This is a genomic window from Kineococcus sp. TRM81007 (genome assembly GCF_022669155.1).
Taxonomy (GTDB): Bacteria; Actinomycetota; Actinomycetes; order Actinomycetales; family Kineococcaceae; genus Kineococcus.
The window spans coordinates 1-26,833 of record NZ_JALBVB010000029.1 but is presented as its reverse complement, the minus strand read 5'-3'; the positions used below and the strand labels follow the sequence as shown (position 1 = coordinate 26,833).

The window sequence follows — 26,833 nt, the reverse complement described above, 5'->3', positions numbered from 1 at the left end:
GTGCCGCGCCGCGCGGCGCGCCGCGCGAACTCCCTCAGCAGCCGGGACTTGCCGATGCCGAGCTCGCCGCGCACCAGCGCCAGGGCGGGCGAGCCGCCGCGCACCGAACGCTCCAGCTCGTCGAGGCGCTGCAGCTGCGCGCGCCGGCCGACGAAGGGCTGGGGCCGGCGCGGGGCGGGCAGCAGCGCGGCGGGGCCGTCGGCCGCGGGACCGCCGAGGGCCTCGACGTGCAGCTCCTGCGACTCCGGGGAGGGATCGACCCCGAGCTCGTCGCGCAGCACGGCGCGCAACCGGGAGTACGCGGACAGGGCCTGCCCGCGGTCGCCGGCGGCGAGGTGCGCCTGCACGAGGCTGCGGTGGGCGGCCTCGCGCAGCGGCGCGGCCGCCACGGCGGCGCGGGCGTGCTCGACCGCCGCGCCGGTGTCCCCGCAGGCGGCTGCCGCCGCCACGGCGACCTCCCTGGCGGAGGAGCACCGCTCGGCGAGGTCGGCGCGCACGCCGTGCACCCAGGGGCTGTCGTGGTCGGGCAGGAACGGCCGGGACAGGACCCGCACGCACCGCTCGGCCAGTTCCCGGGCGGTGCGCGCCTCGCCGCGCTCGAGCAGTTCGCGGGCGTGGTGCCGTTCGGCCAGGGCCACCTCGACGTCGACCACCGTGCCCGCGGGGAGCCGCACGACGTACCGGCCGTCGACGTTCTCCAGGCTCGCCCCCTCGCCTGCGGCGGCGAGGAACCGGCGGACGCGGGTGACGATGCTGCGCAGCGCCGAGGCCCAGGTGTCCGGGAGGTCCTCGGACCAGATCGCCTCGGCCAGCTCGGAACGGCTGACGCCGCGGGGGGAGCGGTCGAGCAGCAGCCGGGCGGCGGCCACCTGCGCCTGGGCGCCGGAGAGGGTCGCCGAGGCGCCGTCGGGCCGGGTGGTGCGGAAACCCTCGGCGAGCTGCAGGCACGGGGTCGTCGGGGACACTCCACATCCGTTCGGCAGGGTTCACCGACAGTGAACTCTCGGAGGGCGGCGATCACAGACAGTACCCAAGGGGAAACCCCTGTCAAGCACCGGTCGCCCGCCCCCGCGGCGCCCCCGGGAGTTGCCCCGGCAGTTTCCCGGGAGTTCCCGGGGAGTTACCCCGCGAGGCCCTGCACCGGTTCCGCCGGCGGTGCGCCGGCACGACCGGGGGCCGCGACCGACCCCAGGACCTCCAGGACCGCTGCGGCCACCTCCCGGGGGGCCTCCTGCGGCAGGGCGTGACCCGCGTCCTCGATGCGCCGCAGGGGAACCCCGGCCGCCTGCGCGGTCTGCGCCACCAGCGCGGGCGGCGCCGCCCTGTCCAGCTCACCGGCCACGACGAGCACGGGCTGCGGCAGGCGCGCCAGGTCGGCTCGCAGGTCGACGACCGCGGTCGAGCGGAAGAAGTCCGCCCGGACCTCCGCGGGCGTCTGCGCGAGGGTGCGCGCGACGGCGCGCCGGGCGGGCACCGGGTGCGGCGGGCCCATCGTGCGCGACAGCAGGGCCTCGGCGGGCCCCGGGCGCCGCAGCACCGCCGTCAGGGCGCGGCTGCCCATGAGCCGCACCTCCGCGGGGGTGCTGGTGCCGCGGGTGGCGACGGTCCCCAGCAGCACCACGCCGCACACGTCCGCGACGGTCGCGTCCCCCGCGAGCGCTGCCGCGGCGCTCGACGCCGCCACCCGGACGCACGCCAGTCCCCCGCCGGAGTGCCCGACCAGGACGGTCGCCGTCCCCGGTCCCGCCTCGGCCGCCAGGACGGTCCGCAGGTCACCGGCGAGCACGTCGACGTCCACGGGCGAACGGCCCCGCCCGGAACGGCCGTGACCGCGCAGGTCGTAGGCCACCACGGGTGAGCCCGCGGCCAGCAGCGCTTCCAGCACGCCGTTCCACGCCGCGCTGGAGGAACCCCAGCCGTGCGACAGGACCACCAGCGGGCCCGTCGCGCCGGCCGGGCGGGTGCGGGTCACCGCGATCGCCGCGCCGTCGGCCGCGAGGAGCTCGTGCTCGGCGCGCCAGGCGGTGGTGCGCCCGACCACCACCGCCCGCTCCGCGCCAGCGCGGGCGGTGGTGGGGGCGGGGGCGAGGGCGGGGGCGGGGGCCACGGCCAGCCGCTGGGCCTCCAGCCGGCCGCGCAGCCGCTCGAAGGCGTGGCGGGTACCCGCGGAGTGCTGCTCGCCGATGTCGGCGACGGCACCGAGCGCCCGCACCCACCCGCGCGGCTCGGCGCGGAACTCCATGCTCAGCCGCGTCCAGGGGCCGTCCGCCGGACCCGCGACGGGCGTCAGCCCGAACGTGGCGGCGCCGGCGAAGCAACCGCCCACGTAGTCGATCGTCAGCCGCCGGCCCGGCACGGCCTCGCGCGTGCGCCCCGTGAAGGCGAGCCGCGGGCCGGGTCGCCCCACCCCGCGCGGGTGCACGGCCATCTCGGTGACCGACCCGACCCGGTCGGCACCGCGGCCGTCGCCCTGGAAGGTGTTCTTCTCCACCCACCAGCGCCCGGCCCCGCCCAGCTCGGCGACGAGTTCACCCCACACCTGCTCGGGACCGGCGGGCAGGTCCACCTCGTCGACCACGACGACCGCGTTCACCGCTCCCCCCCACCGGCGAAGAAACCCTGCCCGGGGGTCAGGACACCCGCCGGGTCGAACCTCTCCTTGGCCTCCCGCAGCGCCGCGTAGCGCTCGTCGCCGAAGTGCCTGCGCCAGTCGTCGGGCGTCATCCCCGGGATCGCACCGATGAGGTAGCGCTTGCCGCCGAGGGCCACCGCCCGGTCGTACAGGCGGCGGTTGCGCTCGAGCATCCCCTCGACGCCGTCGTCGCCGGGGGCGGGGAAGCACAGCAGGTCCATGAAGTAGACCTGGTCGCCCCGGGGCAGGACGAACGCGGGGGTGGAGATGCGGCGCCGGTCCAGCGGCGACAGCAGGCAGAAACCACCGCCGAGGTCGCGCGGGGTCAGGTCGGCGACCATCTCCTCGACGAACCGGCGCACCTCGTCGCCGGGCAGCAGCAGGCTCAGCCAGGGCTTGCGCTGGGACAGGTACCCGCCCTCGCGCAGGGCCGCGACGAACGCGTCGACGCGGAACGCCCAGTCGCGGTACGGCAGGGTCTGGGTGGCACGGCGCGACGCGTCGTCGCCCATCTCGGCCAGCAGGGCCTCGACCCGGCGCACGGGCCGGTCGCGGTCGACGTAGCAGCCGAGCTCCATGCGGTACTCCCAGCCGTCGCCGGCGGCGTTGCGCACGATCTCGCCCGACTGGTGGTCGAACAGCTTCGAGCGCAGGGCGCGCTGCTGGTCGTCCAGGTACGCGGACAGGTCGGGGTAGTGCAGGTGCGTGATCCGGGCGAGCTCCCGGGCCTTGACGAGCTGGATCTCCAGCTCGGTGGTGACGGCGACCTGGCCGGCGCCCGCGCGCGCCAGGTCCAGGACGTCGCGACGGCGCCCGCCGCGGGCCTGGACGACCTCGCCGGTCCCGGTGACGAACCGCCCGGCCCGCACCAGGTCCGCCTGCAGGCCGTGGCGCTGGACGCTGCCGCCGATGCCGCCGACGGCGACGGTGCCGCCGATGGACAGGTGCAGGTAGTCGGGCAAGCTGGGGACGGTGCGCCCGCGCTCGAGCGCGGCGTCGACGAGCTGCGCCCAGCTGGTGCCGGCGCCGACGACGGCCTTGGTGCCGGAGACCTTCAGCCCGCGGAAGGCGCTCATGTCGATCTGCAGACCGCCGCGGGTGAGGGCCTGGCCGTGGTTGGAGTGCGACTGCTGCTCGCCGTCCTCACCGCTCTGGCCGTTGGCGGCCACGGTGATGCGGTTCTCCTGGGCGAAGCGCAGCATGGCCGCCACGTCCGCCTCCGAGCCGGCGTGCAGCACCGCCCACGGGCGGGCCTCGACGAAACCGCCGAAGTCGCGGCTGAAACGCGCGGGTACCGCCAGTTCCAGGGTCCCGTCGAGGTCGGGCACGGCGGCGACGTCGGGTTCGGCCGCGGACGCCGGTGCGGTCGTCCAGACCGCGTCGGCGACGTTCCAGCCGACGACGGCGAGGGCGGCACCCGCGATCAGGCTGCGCCGGCTCGGCCCGGGGGCCGGGGCGTTCGGCGTGGTGGGGCTGGTCATGCGAGGGCTCCTCCGGGGGTGACCGGCGCACCGCTGCGGGCGCCGGGGTCGGCGTGGGTCGAGGGGGTGGCCGCGGGCGTGGCCGCGCACGTGGTCAGGCGGTGGTCGGCGGGACGGAACCGGGAGACCTCCCGGCGGTAGCGCCAGGTGTACGTCGGCCACAGCGACGGGTTGTGGCCGTCGGCGTCCTGGTACCAGCTGCGGCAGCCGCCGACCTCCCAGACGCTGCCGCGGAAGTGCTCGGCGAGCCGCGCCTGGAACGCCTCCTCGGCGGCGGGAAGGACCTCCACGGCCGCGGCGCCGCGCTCGCGCATGCAGCGCAGCGCGGAGACCAGGTGCTCCACCTGAGCCTCGATCATCACCGTCTGCGCCGAGTGGGCCAGGGCGGTGTTCGGGCCCAGGAGCATGAAGAGGTTCGGGAAACCGGACACGCTGGTCCCGGCGAACGCCGAAACCCGCCGGCCCCAGCGCTCGGCGAGGGTCCGCCCGTCCGCACCGCGCACGCGCCGCGCCACGGGCCGCTCGACCGCCTCGAAGCCGGTGGCGAGCACGACGACGTCCGCCGGGCGGTACTTCCCGTCCGCCACCAGGCCGCCGGGGCGCACCTGCTCGACACCGGCGGCGACGAGCTCGACGTTGGGCTGCACGAGGGCCGGGTAGTACGTGTTGGAGAACAGCACGCGCTTGCAGCCGATGGTGTGGTCGGGGGTCAGCGCCTCGCGCAGCGGGCCCTCGGGCACGGCGGAGTGCAGGTTCTTCAGCGCCGCGGTCTGCAGGGTCCGGCGCATGACCGCGGGCCGGGCCATCATGAACGCCAGCGCCTCGCGGCCCCACATGTTCACGCCGCGCCGCAGCGCCTGGTACCCGGGGACCCGGCGGCGCAGCAGGAGCTCCGCCGCCGTGGTCGGCTTGTCGGACTTGGGCGCCACCCACGCCGGGGTGCGCTGGTAGACGGTCAGCTGCGAGGCCACCCGCTGCAGGTGGGGCACGGCCTGCACGGCGGAGGCACCCGTGCCCACGACCGCGACGCGCCGGCCGGTGAGGTCGAGGTCGTGGTTCCAGCGGGAGGTGTGGAACACCTCACCGGTGAACGTGCCCAGGCCCGGCAGGTCGGGCACGGCCGGGTCGCTGAGGTACCCGGTCGCCACCACGAGGACGTCGCAGGTGTACCGGCCGCGCGACGTCGTCAGCCGCCAGCGCTTGGCGGTGCCGTCCCAGGCGGCGTCGAGCAGGTCGTGCCCGAACAGGGTGCGGTCGCGCACGCCGAACCGCTCGGCGGTCTCGCGCAGGTAGCCGTAGATCTCCTCCCGGCTGCCGAAGGTGGTGCGCCAGTCGGCCTTCGGCGCGAACGACAGCGAGTACAGCAGCGACATCACGTCGCAGCCGGCCCCGGGGTAGTCGTTGTCCCGCCACGTCCCGCCGACCTCGTCGGCGCGCTCCAGCAGGACGTGGTCGTCGAAGCCCTCCTGGGTCAGGCGGATCGACGCGGCGATGCCGGAGAAACCGGAACCGACGACGGCGACGTGGACGTGGGGCACCGCGGATCCGGCCGCGGGCCGGGCGGGGGCGGTCCCGCCCTCGGCCGCGGCGGCGCCGGGTCGTCCGGGCGCGCTCGGCCCGGGCTGGGCGGGGACCACCAGGGCGGTCCCGGCCGGCAGGGTTTCCGGTGTGGTCATGGCCACCACGCTGCGACGGCGCCGCAAGTCCGCCGCAAGCGCCCCGGCGGGGCCGTGGCCGTCCCGGCTTGCGCCGGTGTTGCAGCGGCCCGGCTCTACTGGGACCGCTCGAACGGGCCGCCCGGCGGCCCCCAGGAGCCCCTCCGCGGGCCCCGGCCGGCGACGCCGGACCGGCGGACCGGTACGCGCGGCACCGGTGCGAGGCACCGTGCCCGGACAGAAAGGCACCCACCGTGGTCCCCACCCTCGACGAACTGCTCGACCAGATCGCCGCCGTCTCCGGCGCCGCCGCCGTCGACGCGGACGTGCCCCTGACGCAGCTGAGCGACGTGGACTCCATGGACCTCATGGAGTGGCTGTACTCCTTCCAGAGCGAGCACCCCGAGGTCGGGGCCGACGCGGCGCTCTTCGCCGACGACGACGGGCGCACCACGCTGCGGGTCGTCCACGAGCGGCTGACGGCCGGCGCCGTCGCCCCGGCCTGACGTGGCGACCGCTCAGCTCGCCGGCTGGGGTGCCGCGCTGCCCTCGCGCGTGGTGACCAGCGAGGAGGTCGCCGCCCGCTTCGGGGTGGACGAGGACTGGGTCGTCGGCCGCTGCGGCATCCGCGAGCGCCGCTGGGTCGGCCCCGGGGAGACGACGGCGTCGCTGGCCGTGGAGGCCGGCAAGGCCGCCCTGGCGCAGGCCGGCCTGGCGCCCTCCGACGTCGCCCACCTGGTCGTCGCCACCGCCACGCCGGAACAGCCCTCCCCCGCGACGTCCGCGTTCGTGCAGCACGCGCTGGGGGTGACCGGCAGCGCCCACGACGTGAACGCCGAGTGCTCGGGGTTCGTGTACGCGCTGGTGCACGCGGCCGCCCTGATGCGGCTGGACCCGCGACCCGCCCTGGTGATCGGCAGCGACACGCACTCGCTGACCACCGACCCGGCCGACCGCGACCTCGGCATCCTCGTCGGCGACGGCGCGGGTGCGGTGGTGCTCACGCCCGGGGACCGCGAGTGGTTCCTCGGGTTCGACCTGGGCGCCGACGGCAGCCGGACCTCCAGCCTGCAGGTCCTGGCCGGCGGCAGCCGCATGCCCGTGACGGAGCAGGCCGTCCGCGACGGCCTGCACCACGCCCGCATCAACGGCAACGAGATCTACCTGAACGCGGTGCGGCTCACCGTGGCGACGGTGCGCCGCACCCTGGCGGCGGCGGGGTTCACCGCCGGCGACCTGGACCTGGTGGTCCCCCACCAGGCCAACATCCGCATCGTCGACTCCATCGTCAAGCACACCGGCCTGGCGCCGGAGCGCGTGTTCACGAACCTGGACCGCTACGGCAACACGGCCTCGGCCTCGATCCCCATCGCGGTCTCCGAGGCGCTGGCCTCCGGGCGGCTGCGGCCGGGGAACCTCGTGCTGCTGGCGGGTTTCGGCGCGGGCATGACGTGGGGCTCGGTGCTGCTGCGCTGGGGCGGGGGTGAGCCGTCGTGACCGCGCTGGACCAGGACGCCGCGCCCCGCGCGTCGGCGGTGCCCGCGCCGCGCACCGGGGAGCGGCCGGCGTCGCCGGTGGCGCTGGTCACCGGCGCCTCGGGCGACTTCGGCCGGTCCCTGGCGCTGGCCCTGGACGCCCTGGGCTGCCGGGTGGCGGTGCACTACCGCTCCGGCGAGGAGGCGGCGCAGCGCACCGCCGGGGAGCTGCGCCACGACTCCGTGGTGGTCGGCGGGGACGTGGCCGACTGGGACGACGTGGTGCGCCTGGAGCAGCGGATCGCCGAGTCCCTGGGTCCGGTGGACGTCGTGGTGAACAACTCCGCGGTGCGCCGGGACTCGCTGATGGCGATGCAGTCGCCGCAGGAGTGGGCCTCGGTCATCGCCACGAACCTCGTCGGCACGTTCCACGTCAGCCGGGCGTGCCTGCCGGGGATGCTGAAGCGCCGCTGGGGCCGGATCGTGAACATCGTCTCCCCGTCGGGGATCGTGGCGACCGCCGGGCAGACCGCGTACTCGGCGTCCAAGGCCGGTGTCATCGGGATGACGCGGACGCTGGCCGCCGAGTGCGGGCGGCGCGGCGTGACGGTGAACGCCCTCTCCCCGGGGTTCATGGTGACGCAGATGACCAGCGGACTGCCGGACTCGGTGACCGACGGCATCCGGCAGAAGTGCCCGATGGGCCGGTTCGGGACGACCGACGAGATCGCGCAGGCGGTCGGGTTCTTCCTGGACGCCGGGTACATGACAGGGCAGGTCGTGAGCGTGGACGGGGGTGTGTCGATCACGTGAGCGGGTCCGTGCTGCACGACGTCCTGGTGCTGGGTGCGCTGGTCGCCTCCGCCTGGCTGGCCGGGTTGTTCTACGCGTTCGCGTGCTCGGTGATGCCCGGCCTGGGGCGCACCGCGGACGGGACGTTCGTGGAGGCGATGACGTCGATCAACGCGGCGATCCGCAACCCGCTGTTCGCGGCGTCGTTCTTCGGGGCGCCGCTGCTCACGGCGGGCGCGGTGCTCAGCGCCGTGGCCGGGGGCGGTGCGCCGGCGGCCCCGGCCGCGGCCCTGGTCCTGCACGCCGCGGCGTTCGCGGTGACGGTGGCGCGCAACCTACCGCTCAACGACGCGCTCGACGCGGGGGCGCGGGTCCCCGCGTCGGCGCGGTGGGGTTTCGAGGCGCCCTGGCGGCGCTGGAACGCCGTGCGGGCGGTCCTGGTGACGGCGTCGGTGGTCTGCCTCGGCGCGGGCCTCGCCGCCGGCTGACGCGACCCGTGCCGGACGACGTGACGCAGGACGTGACGCAGGACGTGACGCAGGACGTGACGGGTGGCGTGGTGGACGACGCCCCCGGGGGGCGGTCGCCGGCTCTGGCGACCGTCCTGCCGGCGTTCGCGCGGTGCGCCGAGCGCACCGCCGACGTGGAGCTCGCCGACGTCCTGCCGCAGGAGGCGGGGTTGCTCGGGCTGGCCGGCTCGCGCGAGCGCGCGCAGTCGGTGACGGTGCGCCGCTGCGCGCAGGAGGCCGTCGCCGCGCTCGGCGCGACGTGCGGCGTGCTGCCCCGCGGGGCGTCCGGGGAGCCGGGCTGGCCGCCGGGGCTGGTGGGCAGCCTCACCCACTGCGCCGGTTACCGGGGCGCGGCGGTGGCGCGCGCCCGCGACGCCCTCTCCCTCGGCATCGACGCCGAACCGCACGAGGCCCTGAGCCCGGGCCTGCTGGGCCTGGTGGCCTCGCCGGAGGAGGCCGCGGCCCTGCGGTCCGCGCCGCGGGGCGTGCACGGCGACCGGGTGCTGTTCTGCGCCAAGGAGGCGGCGTACAAGGCGTGGTGGCCGCTGACGCGGCGCTGGCTGGGCATGCTCCACGTGGTGGCCGAGCTGCGGGGGGAGGCGTTCACCGTCCGCGTGCCCGGCGCCCGCGACGGGGAGCCGGCCCTGCTGCACGGCCGCTGGGCGGTCCGCGACGGCCGCGTCCTGGCGGCGGTGACCGTGCCGGTCCCCTGAACCACCGACCCGGCCCTCCACGCCCCGGGGCCTGGACCCCCGGACGCCCCCGGCGCGACGTCGCGCCGGGGGCGTCCCGCGTCCAGGGGTGCCCGGGTCAGCGGCGACCGGGCAGCAGCGCGACCGCGGCCAGGCCGGCGGTCGCCACCCCGGACAGCACCGCCCGCACCGAGTTCGCGGAGGTCCACTCGCGCAAGTAGTCCCCCCACGCGACGGCCGAGGCCGCGGCGGTGGGGTCCAGCGCGGCCAGCGCGTCGTTGCGCGGCACGTTGAGCACGACCGTGATCGCGAAGCCGGCGAGGTAGGCGCCCGCGGCCCCCGCGGCGACCCTGGCCGCCACGGACCGCCGGCGCCGTGCCGCGCGCACCAGGAGCGCGCACGAGAACGCGGCGGCGCCGAAGAAGCAGAGCATGAACGGGGGCTGGACGGCCTGCCGGTTGAACGCCTGCATCGCGCGGATGCCCTCCTCGGCGGGCAGCGCGGCCAGCCGGGGCATCACGGTGAGCGAGAAGTGGGCATAGACCCCGGCGGTGACGGCCGCGCCGGCACCGGCGAGGCCGCACAGCACGCGGGTGGCCTTCGAGGTCCCGACGGGGGCACCGGGGTGCGCGGGGGGTGCGAGCAGGGACGTGTGCGAGGGGTGCATGGTGTGCGCTCCAGGGTGGGAGGTCGACGGGGAGGGCGCCGGGCCCGCCGGCACCGCCTCCCATCCCAGCCACCGCCCCGCGCGCGGCGCCATGCGCCCGCGGCGCGCCCGCATGTCCCGGCGGGGCACGCGCAGCGACGCGTGCTCTACCGTCTGTGGCGTGGACTCGTTCGCCGGGTACTTCGACGGCCCGCGCGCCCGCAATGCCTTCATGCTGCGCGTGGTCATGGAGCCGCCGTGGTCGATCCGGGTGAGCGACGAGGCGCCCCTGACGGCCGTGGCGCTGCTGTCCGGGTCCGCGTGGGTGCTCGGCGAGTCCGGGGCGGTGCCCATGTCCGCCGGCGACGTGCTGCTGGCCCGCGACACCGAGCCGTACGTGATGGCCAGCACCCCCGACTCCCCGCCGAGCATCGTCATCGGCGCCGACCAGACGTGCTCGGGCACCGACGGGCGGGACCTGTCGCCGGGGTGGCAGTCGGGGGTGCGCACCTGGGGCAACGACCCGCGCGGCCGTGACGCGATGGTGGTCGGCACGTTCCGCAGCCGCGGGGAGGTGGGCCGCATCCTCATGGACGCCCTGCCCCCCAGCGTCGTCGTGCCCGACCCGGACCCGGCGGTCCTGTCGGTGCTGGCGCGCGAGATCGACCGGGACGCCGCAGGCCAGTCCGGCGTCCTGGACCGCCTGCTGGACCTGCTGCTCATCGCCTCCATCCGGCAGTGGTCGGCGACGGGGCCGGGCGCCGGGGGCACCGCCTCCTCGCCGGACCCCGTGGTGCGCAGCACCGTGCAGCTCATCCACTCCGAGCCCGGGAACGCGTGGACGGTGGACGCGCTGGCCCGCCGGGTGGGGGTTTCCCGCTCGTCCCTGACGCGCCGGTTCACCCAGCGCGTCGGGACGTCCCCGATGGCGTACCTGACGAACTGGCGCCTGGCCCTGGGGGCCGACCTGCTCGAGGACCCGGAACTGACGCTGGCGGCCATCTCGCGCCGGGTCGGGTACAGCTCGCCGTTCAGCTTCAGCGCCGCGTTCAAGAAGCGCTACGGGGTCAGCCCGCAGAACTACCGGTCGCGCTGAGCGCCGGGGGGGACCCGGGCCCCCGGCCGCGGGAACCTCCCCGGTTCCCCGGTTCCCCGGTTCCCCGGTTCCCCGGTTCCCCGTTCTCGCCGGGTCCTCCCGCTCCCCTGCCGCGCAGCGGCTTGCGGTGCGCTTGCACCCGTCCCGGTAGGAAGTGGGCACGCCCCCCGGGGACCGGTGAACGGCCGGGCGGGCGTCCCGACTCCCCACCGAGGAGAACCATGACCACCCTCGCGAGCCCGGCGGCCTCCGCCGGCCTGCTGGCGGCCAAGGCCGCCGCGACCGCGGCGCGCATCCGGGCGCTGGAACCCGACGCGCACCACCGCAACAGCTTCGTGCCCTACACCCCGGTGAAGGGCACCCCGTACGTCGAGCTGGACGGGCAGCGGCTCCTCATGATGTCCGGGTACGGGTACCTCGGCCTGCACGGGGACCCGCGCGTCGAGGCCGCCGCGGTGCGGGCCGTGGAGCGTTTCGGCACCGGGTCCCCCGGCGTGCGCGCCCTGGCCGGTTCCGTCCCGCTGCACGAGGAGCTGGAGCGGGCCGTGGCCCGGTACGCCGAGCGCGAGGCGGCCGTGGTGTTCAGCTCCGGCTACGCCGCGAACATCGGCGTGGTGGGCGCGGTGTGCGGGCCGGGCGACGCCGTGTTCGTCGACAAGCTCGACCACGCCAGCATCGTCGACGGCTGCAAGCTCTCCGGCGCCGATGTCGTGCGCTTCCGCCACAACGACCCCGGCCACCTCGAGGAGCGGCTGCTCGCCAGCCGCTGCACCGGCGTGCGGCTCGTCGTCGTCGACAGCGTCTACTCGATGGACGGGGACGTGGCCCCCCTCGCCGAGCTGCGCGAGGTCTGCGACCGCCACGGCGCGCTGCTCATGGTCGACGAGGCCCACGCGCTCGGCACGATCGGCGCCACCGGCGGCGGCATCGAGGAGCACTCCGGCGTCCGCGCCGACGTCAAGGTCGGCACGCTGTCCAAGGCGGTCCCCGCGACCGGAGGCTGGGCCGCCGGCGACGCCGAGCTCGTGCGCCACCTGCGCTACGGCGCCCGCCCGTTCCTGTTCTCCGCCGCGCTGGCCCCGGCGCAGGCGGGCGCGGCGCTGGAGTCCCTGGAGGTCCTGCGCGCCGAGCCGTGGCGGGTGCAGCACGTGCAGCGGGAGTCGCAGCGCTTCCGCGAGCGCCTGCACGCCGGCGGCATCGGCACCGCCGGCAGCGAGACCGCGGTCGTGCCCCTCGTGGTGGGCACCGACGAGCAGGCGTACGCGGTGGCCACCAGGGCCCGCGAGCTGGGCGTGGTGGGCCTGCCCGTCGTGACGCCCGCGGTGCCCGCGGGCACCGCCCGGCTGCGGATCGCCGTGACCGCGGCGCACAGCCGCGACCAGCTCGACCACGCCGCCGACGTGTTCGTCCGGGTGGCCGGCGAGCTGGGTCTCCGCGGCGCGGCCGGCGGGCGCTGACGTGCGCGCCCCGGAGGTCGTCGTCACCGGCGTCGGCACGGTGACGCCGGCCGGCAACGACCCGGAGGAGGTCTGGGCGGCGCTGCTGGCGGGCGACTCGCGCGCCGCCGCCCTGGACCGCTTCGACACCTCCGCGCACGCGGTGCGCTTCGGCTGCCAGGTGGACGAGCCGGCCCCCCACCCGGCGGTCGACCCGAAGGTGCTGCGCCGCAGCGACCCCGTCACGCGGTACGCCCTCGCCGCGGCCCTGCGGGCGCACGCGGCGGCCGGCTCGCCGCGCACCGACCCGCCGCGCACCGCGGTCGTGGTGGGCAACGCCGTGGGCGGCCGCTGGACCAGCGACGCGGAGAGCGCGAAGTTCGCCGCCCGCGGGCCGGAGGGCGTCAGCCCCCTCATGCCGGTGGTGAGCATGCCGAACGCGCCGGCCGCGGCCATCTCGATGGCGCTGGGGTGCACCGGCCCCGCGCACACCGTCGCCACCACGTGCGCCAGCGGCGCCGACGCGGTCGGCTGGGGCCGCGCCCTGCTGCGCGCGGGGCTCGCCGACGTCGTCGTGGCCGGCGGGTGCGAGGCGACGCTGTCGCCGGTCACCCTGGCCGCGTTCGCCAACCTCGACGCGCTGTCGCGGCGCAACGACGACCCCGCCGCGGCCAGCCGCCCGTTCGACGCCGCCCGCGACGGCTTCGTCATGGGCGAGGGCGCCTGCTTCCTCGTGCTGGAGCGCGAGCGCGACGCCGCCGCACGGGGCGCCGCCGTGCACGGCCGCGTCCTCGGCTACGGCTCCTCGGTGGACGCGCACCACCTCAGCCGCCCGCACCCGGACGGCCTGGGCGCCCGGCAGGCCGTGCTCCAGGCGCTCGCCGACGCCGACGTGGCGCCCGCGGAGGTCGGCCACGTCAGCGCGCACGGCACCTCCACCCCGCTGAACGACCGGCTCGAGGCGCACGCCCTGCGCGCGGTGTTCGGCGAGGGCGCGGTGCCGCCGGTGACGGCGCTCAAGGGGGTGACCGGTCACCTGCTGGGCGCCTCGGGCGCGCTGGAGGCGGCCGTCGCCGCCCGCACCGCGCGCACCGGCGTGGTCCCCCCGGTCGCCAACCACCGCACCCCCGACCCGGACGTCGCCCTCGACGTCGTGCACGGCGAGCCGCGGCACGTGCCGGCCGCACCGGCGCTGAGCAACTCCTTCGGCTTCGGCGGGCACAACGCCTGCCTCGTCCTGGCCTGAACCCCACCCGCACCCACCGCACGGAGGTCCCCGTGAGCACCCTCGAGATCGGCGCCGCGCCGCCGGCGCCCTCGCGCGACGCGTCCTTCCGCGACGCCGTCCGCAGCATGCTGCCCACCGCCGCTGGCCGACCGGTGCGCGGCGGCACGAACGTCGTGCAGGTCTTCGTCGCCTCGCACCCGGTGGTGCAGGCGCTGCTGGAGGAGGAGGCCGGCCCCTGGGCGTCCCTGGTCCACGTGGCGCAGGACGTCCAGCTGCACCGGCGCCTGCTCCCCGACGAGGAGCTGACGAGCCGGGCGCGCGTGACGGGCGTGCGCCGCGTCCCCGGCGGCGGCCGCGTCCAGCTGGCCTCCACCGTCGACGGCGCCGACGGGCGGCCCGTCGCCGAGCTGTCGGCCACCGTGCTGCTGTCCGGGTCCGACGTCGCGGAGCGCGGCGGTGGCCCGGCCGGGGAGCGCGCGCCGCGCCCGGCGCCGGCGGGTCCCGCGTGGACGGCGGTCCTGCTGCCCACGCTGTCCTCGACCACCGAGTACGCCCGCGTCAGCGGCGACGACAACCCCCTGCACACCGACCCGGCGGCCGCCGCGGCCGCCGGTTTCGACGCCCCCCTCGCGCACGGCATGAGCGTGGTCGCGGCGGCCTGCGAACTGGCCACCGACCGATTCGCCGCGGGCGACCCCGGGGCGGTGCGCGGGGTGGGCGTGCGGTTCTCCGCGCCCGTCCCGGTGGGCTCGCCGCTGACCGTCTCGCTGCACCCCAGCGCGGACCCCCGCTTCACGGGCCTGAGCGCCACCACCGCCGCGGGCACCGCGCTGAAGAACGGCTGGGTGGAGTTCTGGCCCGGTGGTGCGCGGTGAGCGGCGCCCCGGCCGCCGCGCACCCCGCCGCGCACCCCGCCGCGCACCCCACCGCGCACCCCACCGCGCCGGTACCCACCGGCCCCGCTGAGCTCTGCGCGCTCGTGCTGGGCGCCGACCCCGGCGCGGACGGCCCCGCCCGTGCGGCGACCGTCGGCGCGGTCCCCGTGCGCCGCGCGGACCTCGCCGGGCCGGCCGAGCGGTGGTCGCACCGGCTGCAGGCAGCGGGGGTCCGCCCCGGCGAGGTCGTCGGCGTCCCGGCCCGCAAGGACCCCGAGACCCTGGCGGCGGTCCTGGCGTGCTGGCGGCTGGGCGCCAGCGCCCTGCTCACCCCCACCGCCCTGCCGCCGGAACTGCTCGCCGACGTCCTCGGTCGCGGCGGGTGCCGGCTGCTGGTGGACGCCCCCGCGGGCACGACCACCGCCCTCGCGCCGGCCGCCGGCGCCCTGCCGGCCCCGGACCCCGACACCGCGCTGGTGCTGACCACCTCCGGCTCCACGGGCCGGCCCAAGCTGGTCCCCCTGCCGGCCGGTTCCGTGGCCCGCTTCGCCACCTGGGCCGCGCAGCGCTTCGGGTTCGCCCCGGGCACCCGGGTGCTGAGCCTGGCGCCGCTGAACTTCGACCTGTCGCTGCTGGAGGTGTGGGCGGCGCTGGCCGCCGGCGCGGAGGTCGTCCTGGCCGACCCCGAGGTCGTCGCCCGGGGGCGTTCGCTGCTGCGGGTCCTGCAGGAGCACTCCCCGCACCTCGTGCAGGCCGTCCCCGTGTTCCTGGACCCGCTGGTGCGGGCCGCGCCGGAGGCGGTGTCGCTGCCGGGCACCCGACACGTCCTGCTCACCGGGGACGTCGTGGGCAGCGACACCCTGCGCGGCGTCCTGCGGCTGTTCCCCTCCGCCTCGGTCGTCAACGTGTACGGCAGCACCGAGACCAACGACAGCTTCCTGCACGAGGTGGTGCGCGGGGACGCCACCGGCGAGCCGCCGGGCCCGCACCCGCTGCCCATCGGCCGCCCGCTGCCCGGCGTGGAGGCGCTGCTGCTGGACGCGGACGGGCGCGCGGTGCCCGGCGCCGGTGAGGGCGAGCTGGTCGTGCGCACCCCCTTCCAGAGCAGGTGCTACCTCGACCCGGCCGTCACGGCGCAGCGGTTCACCGTGCTGGGCACCACGATCCCCGCCCAGCCGGGCCCCGGGCACGACCCGGCGACGGCCGCGGGCAGGACGTGGTTCCGCACCGGCGACCTCGCCCGGCGCCGCGAGGACGGCACGGTGGAGCTCGTCGGCCGCCTCGACCACCAGGTCAAGGTCCGCGGCACCGCCGTGAACCTCGCCGAGGTGGAACGCGTGCTCGGCACCCACCCCGGGGTGCGCGCCGCGGCCGTCACCACCGAGCCGTGCCCGACCGGCGGGCGCCGCCTCATCGCGGTCGTCCAGGTCGCGCCCGGCCCCGGCGACCCGGCGGCGCCCGGCGAGCTGGAACTGCGCCGGCACTGCACGACCCTGCTGCACCGCGCCGCGGTGCCCACCCGGCTGCACCTGACGGGTGCCCCCCTGCCCACCACCACCACCGGCAAGGTCGACCGGACGGCGGCCCTGCGAGAACTCCGAGCAGAAGGAACCGTGATCCCGTGAGCGAGACCCTGAACACCCCCACCGCGACCCGCGAGGTCATCCGCCGCTACGTCGCCACCGAGTTCCTGCCGGGCACCGACCCGGCGGACCTGCCGGACGGGACGGACCTGCTCAACGGCGGCGTCATCGACAGCCTGGGCCTGCTGAAGATCATCGCCTGGCTGGAGACCACGTTCGACGTGGTCGTGGAGGACACCGACCTGGACCCGGAGAACTTCCGGGACCTGACCGCCATGGCCGCGTTCGTGGACGCGGCGCGCTCCGGCCCGCGGGGATGAGCGGCACCGACCTGCTGCTCGCGCTCGTCGACGGCACCGGCGCGGGGCAGCGGGAGTTCCAGGGGTTCCTGCGCAGCGCGAGCACCCGCACCGCCGACCGCGCCGTGGTGGTGGGGGTGCTCACCGCCCTGTCGCGCACCCTGCCCGACCCGGCCACCGCGGTCGCGCTGGCCGCCGCGCTGCGCGAGGCACCCGGTCCCGACGGCGACGCGGGGGCCGGTGGACCGGTCCCCGCCGTCGGCGTCGTCGGCACCGGCGGCGGGCCGCGCACGGTGAACCTCTCCACGGCCGCCGCGCTGCTCGCCGCCTCCGTCGGCGTCCCCGTCGTCAAGAGCGGTTCGCGCGCGCACCGCTCCGGCAGCGGGGCGCTGGACGCCCTCGGCCGGCTGGGCGTGCCCAGCAGCCGGTCCGCGGCCGACCTGCGCGACCGGGTGCGCACCCGTGGTTTCGCCGTGGCCGGGCAGCACGCCTACCCGCCCGCGCTGACGGCGCTGGCACGGATCGCCGCGCCCGTGCCGGTGCGCACGTTCTCCGCGCTGCTCAACGTCCTCGGCCCCTTCCTGGTCGACGTCCCGCTGGCGGCCCAGCTCACCGGTTTCAGCGACCCCGCGCACCGGCCCCACCTGCTGGCGCTGCGCGAACTGGTCGGCCACCCGGTGTGGTTGTGCTCCAACGCCGACGGGGTCGACGAACTGCTCAGCACCTGCGACAACGAACTCGTCCACCCCGACGGGCGGGTGGAGGTGATCGCCCGCGGGCAGGTGGCCGACGGGCGGGGGCGGACGGCGGACCTGCGGCCACCGCAGGACGGCCGCGACGGCGCCGACCTGGTGCGCGACCTGCTCGCCGGGAACCTGGCACCCGCGGCCACCGCCACCGTCTGCCTCAACGCGGCGGCGCTGGCGGTGCTCGCGGGAACCTGCACCACGTGGCGGCAGGGGTACGACCTCGCCCGCGACGGCGTCCGCGACGGCACCGCGCTGCGGCTGCTCGACGAGCTGACCGACGCACCGGAGAAGGCCGGCGGGGCGGTGGGCGCCCGTGCTTGAGCTGCGCTCCCCCTCGGGCGGCCCGGGGCTGGTGCTGTTCTGCAACGCCGGCGACCCGCCGCTGGAACTGCTGCCGGAACTCCTGCGCACGATGGACGACGCCGGCGTGTCCTGCGTGGAACTGGCGGTCCCGTTCCCCGGTTCCCCCACCGACGGGCCGGTCGTGCGTGCCAGCGCCGAACGGGCGCTGCACCGGGGCACCGGCCTGGACGCGGTCCTCGCCACCGTCGCCCGGGTCCGGCCGTCCCTGCGGCGGACCCGCGTGGTGCTGCTGGCCGACTGGGCGCACAGCGTGCGCGGCACCGCGCTGCCGGAGTTCTCCCGGCGGGTGCGCGACGCGGGCGCCGACGCGCTGCTGCTGCACGGCCTGCCGCCGGTGCTGCGCGGCGAGCACCTCGACGCCGCCGCCTCCGCCGGCCTGCCCGTGGTGACGACCTGCTACCACGGCACCTCACCGACGGCCACGGTCCGCGGTGCCGCCGAGGCTGCCACCGCGTACGTGTACCTGGTGGCCTCCTGGGGGCGCTCGGGGACCCCGCCGCGCGACGGCTGGAACGGCATCGCCGGGACCGTGCGGGAACTCCGGTCGCACGCCCCCGTCCCCGTCGCGGTGGGTTTCGGTGTCCGCACCGCCGCCGACGTGGCGGCCCTCGCGTCCTGCGGCGCCGACGCGGCGGTCGTCGGCTCCGCCTGCGTGGCGGCGCTGGACGCCGGCGCACGCCGCGGGGCGCCCGTGCAGGCCCTCACGGACCTGCTCGGGGACCTGGCGGCACCCGTCGCCGCCCCCGCCTGAACCGCCCCTCCCCGCCTCCCACCGACCGCACCGACCGCACCGACCCGAGAGGACGAAGAGATGATCATCCGCCAGCGCGACGCCGTGGACTCCGTCGACTGGGGCAACGGCACCAGCGACCGCCTGCTCGTCGAGCGCGACGGCATGGGTTTCGCCGTCGCCCACACCATCGTCAAGGCCGGCACCTCCTCCAAGCTGCAGTACCGCCGCCACCTGGAGGCGTGCTACTGCCTGTCCGGTTCCGGTGCCGTCGTGGAGGCCGACGGCACCCGGCACGAGATCGGCCCCGGGACGCTGTACGCGCTCGACGCGCACGACCCGCACGTGCTGGAGGCGTCCGCGCACGAGGACATGCACCTGGTCTCGGTGTTCAACCCCCCGATCAACGGGGACGAGAAGCACCGGCTGGACCCGACCGGGTACTCCCAGTACTGATGACGACCCTCCACGAAGGCCCCCGGGCGGGAACCCCCTCGCGGGTGCCCGCCCCGGCGGGGCGGACCTCGAACGGCGCGCAGGACGCGCCCCCCACCTGGCGGGACCTGGCCGCCTCCGGTGCCCTCGCCGGCCCGGTGGACCCCCGCCACGGCGGGCTGGGGCTCACCGTCTCCCAGGTGTGCGAGCGCATGGAGCTCCTCGGCGAGAGCAACCCCGACGCCGGGCTCAGCTTCTCGGCGGTGACCAGCCTGGCCAGCACCAGCACCCCCCTGCAGCGCTTCGGTTCCGGGCAGCTGCGCGAGCGGTACCTGCCGGGCCTGTGCGACGGGTCCCTCGTCGGGGCCCACGCCATCACGGAGGAGGCCAGCGGGTCCGACGCCCTCGCCATGGGGACCCGCGCCGTCCGCGACGGCGACGAGTGGGTGCTCGACGGCGCCAAGTCGTTCGTGACGAACGGCAGCACCGCCGACCTGGTGGTCGTGTACGCCCGCACGTCCACCGAGCGCACCCCCTTCTCCATCACCGCGTTCCTCGTCCCCACCAGCGCGCCCGGTTTCCACGTCCGCCGGCGCGTCGAGACGATGGGCCTGAACTCCTCCCCCGTCGCCGAACTCGCCCTGGACGGGGTCCGGGTCCCCGCCTCCCACGTCCTCGGCCGCGTCGGGGCGGGGTTCCTCGTGCTCGAGCACGTCATGGAGCGCGAGGTGCTGTACGCGTTCTCGGTGAACGTGGGCGAGATGCGCCGCAGGTTGCGCCGGTGCGTCGAGCACGCCCGCAGCCGCGTCCAGTACGGCAGGCCGATCGGTTCCTACCAGGCGGTCCAGCACCAGCTGGTGGACATGCGGATCGGCGTGGAGAGCGCGCACAAGTGGCTGCGCGACGCCGCCGCCCTCGTGGACGCCGGTGCGAACGCCACCGAGGCGGTGTCCATCGCGAAGGTGGTCACCAGCACCGCCAACGTGCGCTCCAGCCTGGCCGCGGTGCAGGTGTTCGGCGGCCGCGGCTACCTCGTCGAGGACGGGGTCGAGGCCGGTGTGCGCGACGCCGTCGCGGGGACCGTGTACTCCGGCACCAACGAGATCCAGTACAACCGCATCGCCGCGCTCATGGGGCTGCCGTGAGCGCCGCCGGGCCGCGCCCGGGCGGGTGGGAGCTGAAGGTGTGCGGAGCGGTGAGCACCCGTGAGCTGGACGCGCTGGCGGACGCCGGCGCGACCCTCGCCGGCGTGTGGTGGGGGGTTCCCGGCTCACCGCGCGACCTGGACGCGCAGCGGGTGGCGGCGCTCGCCGCGCACGCCCGGGGAACCGGCGGGCCGGGGCTGTGCCTGGTGACGTTGTGCCCCGATCCCGAGGCCGTCGCCGGCGTGGTGCGCAGCAGCGGCGTGCGGGACGTGCAGCTGCACGCCTTCCAGCTGCCCGCGGTGGTGCGCAGGCTGCGGCACCTGCTGCCCGCGGGCACGCGGCTGTGGAAGGCCGCGCACGTCGACGCGGGCCGCTGCCTGGAGGAGCCGTTCCTGGGCGCCTACGCGCGCGCCGGCGCCGACGGGTTCGTGCTCGACGCCGTCTCCGGCGGACGTGTCGGCAGCACCGGCACCGCGCTGGAGCCGGCCGTGGTGCGCGGGTTCGCCGAGCTCGCGCCGCGGCCGTTCCTGCTCGCCGGCGGGCTGGACGCCCACCCCAGCGCGCAGCAGCTGGCGCTGCGCGAGCTGCCCGGCCTCACCGGGATCGACCTGGACGGCGCGGCCCGCGACGCCGGCGGGCCGATCGCCGCCCGTCGGGTGCGGGCGGTCGCCCGGGCCTGGCCGGGGACCGCCGCCACCCCGCCGGCCGCAGCAGCTGCGCACGCCGGGGCGGTGGCGGTGTGAGCGCCGGGGACTTCACCGCCGCGCTGCTGGCGGCGCGGGTACCGCTCGTCACGGAGGTCAAGCGCACCGACGCCGACGGGCGCGACCTGCTCGCCGGGCGCGCCCCCCTGGACGTGGTGGCGGATTACCTGCGAGCCGGTGCTCCCTGCCTGTCGGTGGTCACCGGCCGCTGGTTCGGCGGGGACCGCGACCTGCTGCGCGACGTGGTGCGGGTCAGTCCCGTGCCCGTGCTGCAGAAGGACTTCTTCACGCGCCGCTCCCAGGTGCGCCGGGCCCGCTCCGACGGTGCCTCGGCGGTCCTGCTCACCGCCCAGCTGCTGCCCGAGGAGGGGTTGCGCGCACTGGTGGAGGCGGCGCTGGAGGAGGGGGTGACGCCGTTCGTGGAGGTCGTTTCCGCGGAGGAGGCCGCCGCGGTCCCGCACGCCGACCGGTGCGTGGTCGCGGTGAACAACAAGGACATCCGCCGGCGCGAGCGGGACGCGGCGGACCTCGACCGCAGCGTCCGGCTGCTGCCGGACCTGCTGCGGGCGGGGACGCGGTGCCCGGTCAGCGCCAGCGGCATCACCGACCCCGCGGCCGCGGCACGGTTGCTGGACCACGGGTTCCGCGGCCTGCTGGTGGGCACCGCGGTGGTGGCCGGCGAGCGCCTCGACGCCTGGGCAGACGCCGTGCGCCGGGAACCGGCGGGGGTGCTGCCGTGAGCGGCCGGGTGGTCCTGGCCCTGCCGGCGGCGGGCACCTCCGCGGGCGTGTTCCGGGCCTGGGAGCAGCACCTGCCCGCCGGGACGGAACTGCGGGTGCTGCAGCCGCGGCACCTGGCGCACCGGCACGCGGACGCCTCCCCGGGGACGGCGCCGAGCCTGCGGGGGGCCGCGGAGCTCGTCGCGGCGGAACTGCGGCGCAGCGTGCTCCGCGACGACCGCGAGCACGTCCTGGTGGGGCACAGCCTGGGCGGCGTGGTCGCGCACGAGGCCGCGCACCTGCTGCAGCGCCGCGGCGAGCGGCTGCCGGGCGCGGTGGTCCTGCTGGGCACGCGGCCGCCGCACTCCAGCGGCGCGGACGCGTTCGCGCCGCTGCTGGAGCAGGACGACGAGGGTCTCCTGCGGGGCGTCGAGCGGCTCGGTGCGATGAGCGGGGCGCTGAGGGGCAGCCGGTTCCGCGGGGCGTTCGCGCCCGCGCTGCGCACCGACCTGAGGTTGCTGTGCGAGCACCGCCCGGCGCCGACGCTGCTGGTGGCCGATCCGCTGCGGACCGCGCTCGTGGTGCACGTGGGGGACGGCGACCGCCTGGTGCCGCTGCGCGTGGCGGCGCAGTGGGCTCCCTACGTCCAGGGCGCGCTGCACCTGACGGTGCACCCCGGCGACCACTTCTTCCCCTTCGCCGGTGGTGCGGTGGCGCGCGCGCTCACGGGCAGCGGCACCGGGGCGGGTGGGAGCGCGGCCCGCCGGGGCGGGGTGCCCGGGCCGCGCCGGGCAGGTCGCCGGCACGTGGCGGCGCCCACCTGAACCCCCTCGACGCCGGTGCCGGGCGGCTCGGCGCGCCGCTCCGCGCCGGCGGGGGGACGATGGGGGTGGTGGCCGGGTGGCAGGGTGCCGCCCCCGCCGGGAGGAGGCCGCGATGAAGCGGTCAGCAGCGCTGGCGTCCCTGCTCCTGGGTGCGGCCCTGGTGGGCGTGGCCCCACCGGCGTCCGCGGTGGCGAGCTGCGGGTTCACCTGGGGTTCGCTGCCGGAGAGCGCGCCGTCGGTGCGCCACGCGGAGGTCGTGGACGTGCGGGCGGGTTCGCACCCGTGCTTCGACCGGCTCGTGGTGGACCTGCGCGGCAGCGGCGACGGGTACTTCGTGCGCTACGTCGACGCGGTGAACCAGGACGGGTCCGGCAGGCCCGTGCCGGTGGCCGGGGGTGCGCGCCTGGAGGTGGTCGTCGTGGAACCCCTCGCGGTCCCGGACGGGCTGCACCTGGTGGACGGCGACCTGCCGGACGTGAGCGACCACCGCACGTTCCGGGACCTGGTGTGGGCGAGCTCGTTCGAGGGGCGGACGACGTTCGGGCTGGGCGTGCGGGCGCGGTTGCCGTTCCGGGTGTTCACCCTGGACGGGCCGGCGGGGGGTTCCCGGGTCGTCGTGGACGTCACGCACCGCTGGTGAGGCGTGCGCGGCGGAGTCACCTCGAGGCGAGCGGGCCGGGTGCTGCCGGGGCCGCGCTGCGGGGCGCGGGCACCTGCGGGTGCAGGTGGTGCAGCCCGTCGGACCACGGCAGCGCGAGCTGCTCGGCCGCGACGGGGCGGCTGATGAGGTAGCCCTGCACGAAGGTCGGCCGTCCGCGGGCCATCCTCTGCAGCGCCTCCAGCTGCGACCGGTTCTCCACGCCCTCGGCGGTGACGGCGATGCCGGTGGTGTGGGCCAGTTCCAGCAGCATCGCGACCACCGCGGCGTCGCGCTCGTCGTCGAGCAGGCCGGCGACGAAGCGCCGGTCGATCTTCACGCCGTCCAGGGTGAGGCCGGTCAGGTGGTGCAGGGTCGAGGCGCCGGCCCCCAGGTCGTCCAGGGTCAGGCGCACACCCGCGTCGCGCAGGGTCTCCAGGGCACCGCCGGCGACGTCGAGCTGCGCGGTCGTGGCCGCCTCCGGCAGTTCCACGCGCAGCACCGCCGGGTCCAGCCCGGCCCGCGACAACGCGTCCAGGACGGTGGGGGCCAGTCCGGGGTGCAGCAGGCCCTGCACGGACACGTTCACGTTGACCGCCCGCGGCGCCGCCCGGCCCAGGCCGTGCCGCCAGCGGCTGAACTGCGCGAGCGCCACCTCCAGCACGTGCAGGTCCAGGTTCGCGGCGAACCCGGCGTCGGTGACCGCCTCCAGGAAGGCGCCGGGCGCCAGCAGCCCGCGCCGGGGATGCTGCCAGCGCACCAGCGCCTCGACGCTGGCCAGCCGGCCCGTGCTCGCCTCGACGATGGGCTGGTAGTGCACCAGGAACTCACCCCCGTCGACGGCCCGCTGCAGCTCGCGGCGGTCGGGGGTGAAGTTCTCCTGCGGAGCGGTGGTACCGACGCTGGTGATCAGCTCCACGCGCCCGCCGCCGACGGCCTTGGCGCGGTACATCGCCGAGTCCGCTTCGCGCAGCAGCACCTCGCCGTCGGCCAGGACGCTGCCGGCGACGGCCATGCCGATGCTGGCCCGCCCCGGCAGGACCAGCGGACCCAGCGAGATGGTGCCGCTGAGGCAGGCGCGGACCCGCTCCCCCAGGTGCCGGGCGGCAGGGGCCACCGGCACGCCCGCCGGCAGCTGGGCGATGGCGGCGAACTCGTCCCCGCCCAGGCGGGCGACCAGGTCGTCGGAGCGGAAGCAGCCCCGCAGGCGGTCGGCGACCACCTGCAGCACCTGGTCGCCGACCCCGTGGCCGTGCCCGTCGTTCAGGGCCTTGAAGCCGTCGAGGTCGACGTAGACCAGCGCGAGGCGGTGCTGCACGTCCGGTTCGGCGCAGCACTGCTCCAGCCGCTGCATGAAGTGCTCCCGGTTGGCCAGGCCGGTCAGCGCGTCGGTGAGCGCCTTGTTCGCCAGCTCCCCCGACAGGGCCCGGAAGACGTCGGTGACGCTGACCTGGCGCAGCGGGGCGCCGGGATCGCGCACGAGCACCTCGCTGAAGCGCTGGGACCAGCTCCGGTCCAGCACCTGCCGCGCGACCTCGGCGACACCGGTGTCGGCGTGCACGACGAGCGGGGACCAGTCGGTGAGCTCCGAGACCGGCCTGCGCGCGTTCAGGAGCCTGCCGTACCCCAGGCGCCCTGACATCAGGTGCTGGAAACGGGCACGGGACACCAGCCCCAGCCGCCGGTGCGGCGCACCACCGTGGACGGCCAGGCACCCGAGGTGCTCGTCGGCGCGGAACAGCTCGTCGACGTCCCGGCAGGTGGTGCCGGCCTCGATCACCGTGACCGGTGAGGCCAGGGCGCCCAGCGCGGGTGCCTCAGCACCGCCGATCAGCAGGTCGCTCATCCACAGGCTCACCCCGTCGGTATCGGGTCCTCCGGGCCGCACTGGATGTCGGTGCGGCGTCGTTCACCTGAACAGTTCCCCCACCGGCGGCCCACCCGCGGTCAGTCCTCGTCGAGGGGCGGTTCGGAACCGGGCCCGGGGGCGGGTTCCCCCTCCGGCTCCCCGGTGCTCTCGGCGGTGAACTCCCGCAGCGCCCGGAACGTCGGTGCCAGCGCGTCCGTGAGCGACGCGAACACCGGCCGCAACCGGGCGTGGACGGCGGCGTCGGCGGTACCGGGTTCCACGACCTCGCCGATGCGGACCTCGCGGCGGGCGGCCTCGACCATGTCGAGGTTCCCCAGCGCGTGGTGGCCGACGAGGGCGGCGCCGAAGCTGGAACCCTCCTGCCCGCCGGCGGCGAACGACAGCGGCCGGCCCAGGACGTCGGCCAGCAGCTGCCGCCACACGGCGCTGCGGGCGAAACCCCCGGTGGCGCGGATCTCGGTGATCTCCGAGCCGGCGTCCTCCACGGAGTCGGCGACGAGGGCGAGCTGCTGGCACACCCCCTCCAGCGCCGCGCGCACGAAGTGCGCCCGTCCGTGCCGGCGCTGCAGGCCGACGAGCACGCCGCTGGTCAGCGCGCTCCACTGCGGTGCCCGCTCGCTGAGCAGGTGCGGCAGCATCAGCAGCCCGTCCGCCCCGGCGGGCACACCGGCGGCCAGGTCGATGAGGGACTCCTCGGGCGCCTCGCCCAGCTCCCCCGCCACGAACGACAGGTCGGGGGTGAGGGTCTCCGCCAGCCAGCGCAGCACGACACCGCCGTTGGTGGTGGCGCCGCCCACCACCCACAGGTCGTCGGTGAGGGAGTAGCAGAACGTGCGGCCGGCCGCGTCCACGCGCGGGGCGCGGGCGGCGACGCGCAGCGCCCCGGAGGTGCCGATGGACAGCGCCGCGGTGCCGGGCACGACGGCCCCGACGCCGAGGTTCGCCAGCGGCCCGTCGGCGCCGCCGGCGAACACGGGCGTGCTGGCGGGCAGGTCCAGCTCCTCGGCGGCGGTGGCGGTGAGGGTGCCCGCCAGCGCCGTCACCGGCACCACCGGTGGCAGCTGCACGGGGCTGACGCCCGCCACGCGCAGCGCGTCGGCGGACCAGTCGCCGGTGGCGAGGTCCACCATCCCGGTGGCGGAGGCGGTGGAGCGGTCGGTGACCCACTGCCCCGTCCAGCGCCGCACCAGCAGGTCCTTCACCTGCACCCAGGTGCGCACGGCGGCGAACAGGGCGGGTTCGTGGCGCTGCAGGTGCACCAGCTTCACCAGCGGCGACATGGGGTGCACGGGGGTGCCGGTGGCGCGGTGCAGGGAGCGGCCGAGGTCCGTGGGCCGCAGCTCCTCGGCCTCCTCGGTGGCACGGGTGTCGGCCCAGGTGATGACCTGCGTGAGCAGCTCGTCGCGCGCGCCGAGGCCGACGAGGGAGTGCATGGCGGAGCTGAAGGAGATGCCGGCGACGGCGCAGCCGGCGGCGCTCGCGCGGGCGGCGGCGTCGCGGGTGGCGCGCACGGCCGCGCGCAGGACGTCCTCGGCGCCGAGCTCGACGTGCCCGGGGGCGGGTTCGCGCAGGGAGTACCCGGCGCCGGCGGAGGCGCGCTCGCGACCGGCGGCGTCGAAGGCGACGACCTTGGTGGACGTGGTGCCCAGGTCGACGCCCAGCACGACGGGGGTGTTCTGCTCGGGCATCGGTCCTCCGGTCGTGGGGGGACCCGGCCGCCCGGAGCGGACCGGGGCGCCGCGCACGGGCGCGGCGCCCCCATGATGCCCGCCGCGCCCGCCCGCGCGAGCGGACCCCTCGGGACCGGGGGCCTCCGGGGCCCTCAGAGGCGGAAGGCGCCCACCGCGTCCCGCAGCCGCCCCGACGTCTCGCGCAGCGCCTCCACCGAGGTGCGCACCTGCTCCAGGCTGGCGCGGTCCGCGGCGCTGGCGGACGCGACGCCGGTGAGGACGCCGGCGATCTCCCGGGTGCCCTGCGAGGCGCCCGAGACGGTGCGGGCCAGCTCACCGGTGGTGGCGGTCTGCTCCTCCACGGCGGCGGAGATGGTCGCCTGGTGGTCGTCGATGCGGGCGATGACCTCGGCGATGCGGCCGATGGTGGTCGTGGCCTCGGTGCTGCCGCGCTCGATGGCGGCGACCTTGCGGGTGATGTCCTCGGTGGCACCGGCGGTCTGCTGGGCCAGCTCCTTGACCTCACCGGCGACGACGGCGAAGCCCTTGCCCATCTCCCCGGCGCGGGCGGCCTCGATGGTGGCGTTC

The 26,833-nt window shown here is 76.9% G+C and carries 27 protein-coding genes; 19 read left to right on the top strand and 8 right to left on the bottom strand.

Annotated features, from left to right (window positions below; all coding sequences use genetic code 11):
- The 4 genes from MN205_RS21430 to MN205_RS02335 all read right to left on the bottom strand — a co-directional run.
- A partial coding sequence (locus tag MN205_RS21430; RefSeq protein ID WP_242123948.1) for a BTAD domain-containing putative transcriptional regulator occupies window positions 1–965 on the bottom strand: 965 nt, incomplete at its 3' end.
- A gap of 155 nt (window positions 966–1,120) precedes the next feature.
- Window positions 1,121–2,593, bottom strand: coding sequence for an alpha/beta fold hydrolase (locus MN205_RS02345; protein ID WP_308220223.1), 1,473 nt, complete (start codon window positions 2,591–2,593; stop codon window positions 1,121–1,123).
- Window positions 2,590–4,113 carry an FAD-binding protein gene (locus MN205_RS02340; RefSeq protein ID WP_242123946.1) on the bottom strand — a complete coding sequence of 508 codons (1,524 nt, stop codon included), beginning with the start codon at window positions 4,111–4,113 and terminating at the stop codon, window positions 2,590–2,592. Before MN205_RS02340 ends, MN205_RS02345 begins: the two co-directional genes overlap by 4 nt.
- On the bottom strand, window positions 4,110–5,789 hold the full coding sequence (locus MN205_RS02335; RefSeq protein ID WP_242123945.1) for an NAD(P)/FAD-dependent oxidoreductase: 1,680 nt from the start codon (window positions 5,787–5,789) through the stop codon (window positions 4,110–4,112). Before MN205_RS02335 ends, MN205_RS02340 begins: the two co-directional genes overlap by 4 nt.
- Before the next feature lie 233 nt (window positions 5,790–6,022).
- On the opposite strand from MN205_RS02335, the gene MN205_RS02330 reads away from it, so the two are divergent.
- The 5 genes from MN205_RS02330 to MN205_RS02310 are packed head-to-tail and all read left to right on the top strand — an operon-like array spanning window position 6,023 to window position 9,257.
- Complete coding sequence (locus tag MN205_RS02330; RefSeq protein WP_242123943.1) at window positions 6,023–6,274, top strand: hypothetical protein; 252 nt, start codon at window positions 6,023–6,025, stop codon at window positions 6,272–6,274.
- A 1-nt stretch (window position 6,275) separates the two neighbouring features.
- Complete coding sequence (locus tag MN205_RS02325) at window positions 6,276–7,265, top strand: 3-oxoacyl-ACP synthase III family protein (protein WP_242123941.1); 990 nt, start codon at window positions 6,276–6,278, stop codon at window positions 7,263–7,265.
- Window positions 7,262–8,056: an SDR family oxidoreductase gene (locus MN205_RS02320; RefSeq protein WP_242123939.1), complete on the top strand. Its 795-nt coding sequence runs from the start codon at window positions 7,262–7,264 to the stop codon at window positions 8,054–8,056. The genes MN205_RS02325 and MN205_RS02320 overlap by 4 nt, the downstream gene beginning before the upstream one ends.
- On the top strand, window positions 8,053–8,523 hold the full coding sequence (locus tag MN205_RS02315; RefSeq protein ID WP_242123937.1) for an anthrone oxygenase family protein: 471 nt from the start codon (window positions 8,053–8,055) through the stop codon (window positions 8,521–8,523). Before MN205_RS02320 ends, MN205_RS02315 begins: the two co-directional genes overlap by 4 nt.
- A gap of 8 nt (window positions 8,524–8,531) precedes the next feature.
- Window positions 8,532–9,257, top strand: coding sequence for a 4'-phosphopantetheinyl transferase superfamily protein (locus MN205_RS02310; RefSeq protein WP_242123935.1), 726 nt, complete (start codon window positions 8,532–8,534; stop codon window positions 9,255–9,257).
- A gap of 97 nt (window positions 9,258–9,354) precedes the next feature.
- On the opposite strand, the gene MN205_RS02305 is transcribed toward MN205_RS02310, so the two are convergent.
- A complete protein-coding gene (locus MN205_RS02305; RefSeq protein WP_242123933.1) occupies window positions 9,355–9,903 on the bottom strand; it encodes a DUF1772 domain-containing protein in 549 nt (182 codons plus the stop codon).
- Between the two features lie 160 nt (window positions 9,904–10,063).
- Between MN205_RS02305 and MN205_RS02300 the strand changes: the two genes are divergently transcribed.
- The 14 genes from MN205_RS02300 to MN205_RS02235 all read left to right on the top strand — a co-directional run bounded on the left by MN205_RS02300 (window position 10,064) and on the right by MN205_RS02235 (window position 22,708).
- The gene (locus tag MN205_RS02300) at window positions 10,064–10,978 is read left to right on the top strand and encodes an AraC family transcriptional regulator (RefSeq protein ID WP_242123931.1); all 915 of its coding nucleotides are present in this window, start codon (window positions 10,064–10,066) and stop codon (window positions 10,976–10,978) included.
- A gap of 221 nt (window positions 10,979–11,199) precedes the next feature.
- On the top strand, window positions 11,200–12,435 hold the full coding sequence (locus tag MN205_RS02295) for an aminotransferase class I/II-fold pyridoxal phosphate-dependent enzyme (RefSeq protein ID WP_242123930.1): 1,236 nt from the start codon (window positions 11,200–11,202) through the stop codon (window positions 12,433–12,435).
- A gap of 1 nt (window position 12,436) precedes the next feature.
- On the top strand, window positions 12,437–13,660 hold the full coding sequence (locus MN205_RS02290; RefSeq protein ID WP_242123928.1) for a beta-ketoacyl synthase: 1,224 nt from the start codon (window positions 12,437–12,439) through the stop codon (window positions 13,658–13,660).
- Between the two features lie 32 nt (window positions 13,661–13,692).
- A complete protein-coding gene (locus tag MN205_RS02285; RefSeq protein WP_242123926.1) occupies window positions 13,693–14,517 on the top strand; it encodes a MaoC/PaaZ C-terminal domain-containing protein in 825 nt (274 codons plus the stop codon).
- The gene (locus MN205_RS02280; RefSeq protein WP_242123924.1) at window positions 14,514–16,142 is read left to right on the top strand and encodes an AMP-binding protein; all 1,629 of its coding nucleotides are present in this window, start codon (window positions 14,514–14,516) and stop codon (window positions 16,140–16,142) included. The genes MN205_RS02285 and MN205_RS02280 overlap by 4 nt, the downstream gene beginning before the upstream one ends.
- Entirely contained in the window at window positions 16,139–16,420 is a 282-nt protein-coding gene (locus tag MN205_RS02275) for an acyl carrier protein (protein ID WP_242123922.1), read from the top strand. The genes MN205_RS02280 and MN205_RS02275 overlap by 4 nt, the downstream gene beginning before the upstream one ends.
- Window positions 16,417–17,469 carry a hypothetical protein gene (locus MN205_RS02270; RefSeq protein ID WP_242123920.1) on the top strand — a complete coding sequence of 351 codons (1,053 nt, stop codon included), beginning with the start codon at window positions 16,417–16,419 and terminating at the stop codon, window positions 17,467–17,469. Before MN205_RS02275 ends, MN205_RS02270 begins: the two co-directional genes overlap by 4 nt.
- On the top strand, window positions 17,462–18,262 hold the full coding sequence (trpA, locus tag MN205_RS02265; protein ID WP_242123917.1) for a tryptophan synthase subunit alpha: 801 nt from the start codon (window positions 17,462–17,464) through the stop codon (window positions 18,260–18,262). The genes MN205_RS02270 and trpA overlap by 8 nt, the downstream gene beginning before the upstream one ends.
- A gap of 60 nt (window positions 18,263–18,322) precedes the next feature.
- A complete protein-coding gene (locus tag MN205_RS02260; protein ID WP_242123915.1) occupies window positions 18,323–18,697 on the top strand; it encodes an ectoine synthase in 375 nt (124 codons plus the stop codon).
- Window positions 18,697–19,821 (top strand): acyl-CoA dehydrogenase family protein, encoded by a 1,125-nt coding sequence (locus MN205_RS02255; protein WP_242123913.1) that lies wholly within the window; start codon window positions 18,697–18,699, stop codon window positions 19,819–19,821. Before MN205_RS02260 ends, MN205_RS02255 begins: the two co-directional genes overlap by 1 nt.
- Complete coding sequence (locus MN205_RS02250) at window positions 19,818–20,564, top strand: hypothetical protein (RefSeq protein ID WP_242123912.1); 747 nt, start codon at window positions 19,818–19,820, stop codon at window positions 20,562–20,564. Before MN205_RS02255 ends, MN205_RS02250 begins: the two co-directional genes overlap by 4 nt.
- The gene (locus tag MN205_RS02245) at window positions 20,561–21,265 is read left to right on the top strand and encodes a hypothetical protein (RefSeq protein ID WP_242123910.1); all 705 of its coding nucleotides are present in this window, start codon (window positions 20,561–20,563) and stop codon (window positions 21,263–21,265) included. The genes MN205_RS02250 and MN205_RS02245 overlap by 4 nt, the downstream gene beginning before the upstream one ends.
- Window positions 21,262–22,068, top strand: a complete 807-nt coding sequence (locus tag MN205_RS02240; RefSeq protein ID WP_242123908.1) for a thioesterase II family protein — start codon at window positions 21,262–21,264, stop codon at window positions 22,066–22,068. The genes MN205_RS02245 and MN205_RS02240 overlap by 4 nt, the downstream gene beginning before the upstream one ends.
- Window positions 22,069–22,180: 112 nt before the next feature.
- Window positions 22,181–22,708, top strand: coding sequence for a hypothetical protein (locus MN205_RS02235; RefSeq protein WP_242123907.1), 528 nt, complete (start codon window positions 22,181–22,183; stop codon window positions 22,706–22,708).
- A 16-nt stretch (window positions 22,709–22,724) separates the two neighbouring features.
- On the opposite strand, the gene MN205_RS02230 is transcribed toward MN205_RS02235, so the two are convergent.
- The 3 genes from MN205_RS02230 to MN205_RS02220 form a co-directional block, all read right to left on the bottom strand.
- A complete protein-coding gene (locus tag MN205_RS02230) occupies window positions 22,725–24,551 on the bottom strand; it encodes a bifunctional diguanylate cyclase/phosphodiesterase (protein WP_242123905.1) in 1,827 nt (608 codons plus the stop codon).
- Between the two features lie 101 nt (window positions 24,552–24,652).
- Entirely contained in the window at window positions 24,653–26,263 is a 1,611-nt protein-coding gene (locus tag MN205_RS02225) for a gluconokinase (protein ID WP_242123903.1), read from the bottom strand.
- 134 nt (window positions 26,264–26,397) lie between these two features.
- Window positions 26,398–26,833, bottom strand: a 436-nt coding sequence (locus tag MN205_RS02220) for a methyl-accepting chemotaxis protein (protein WP_305037150.1), incomplete at its 5' end; no start/stop codon positions are given.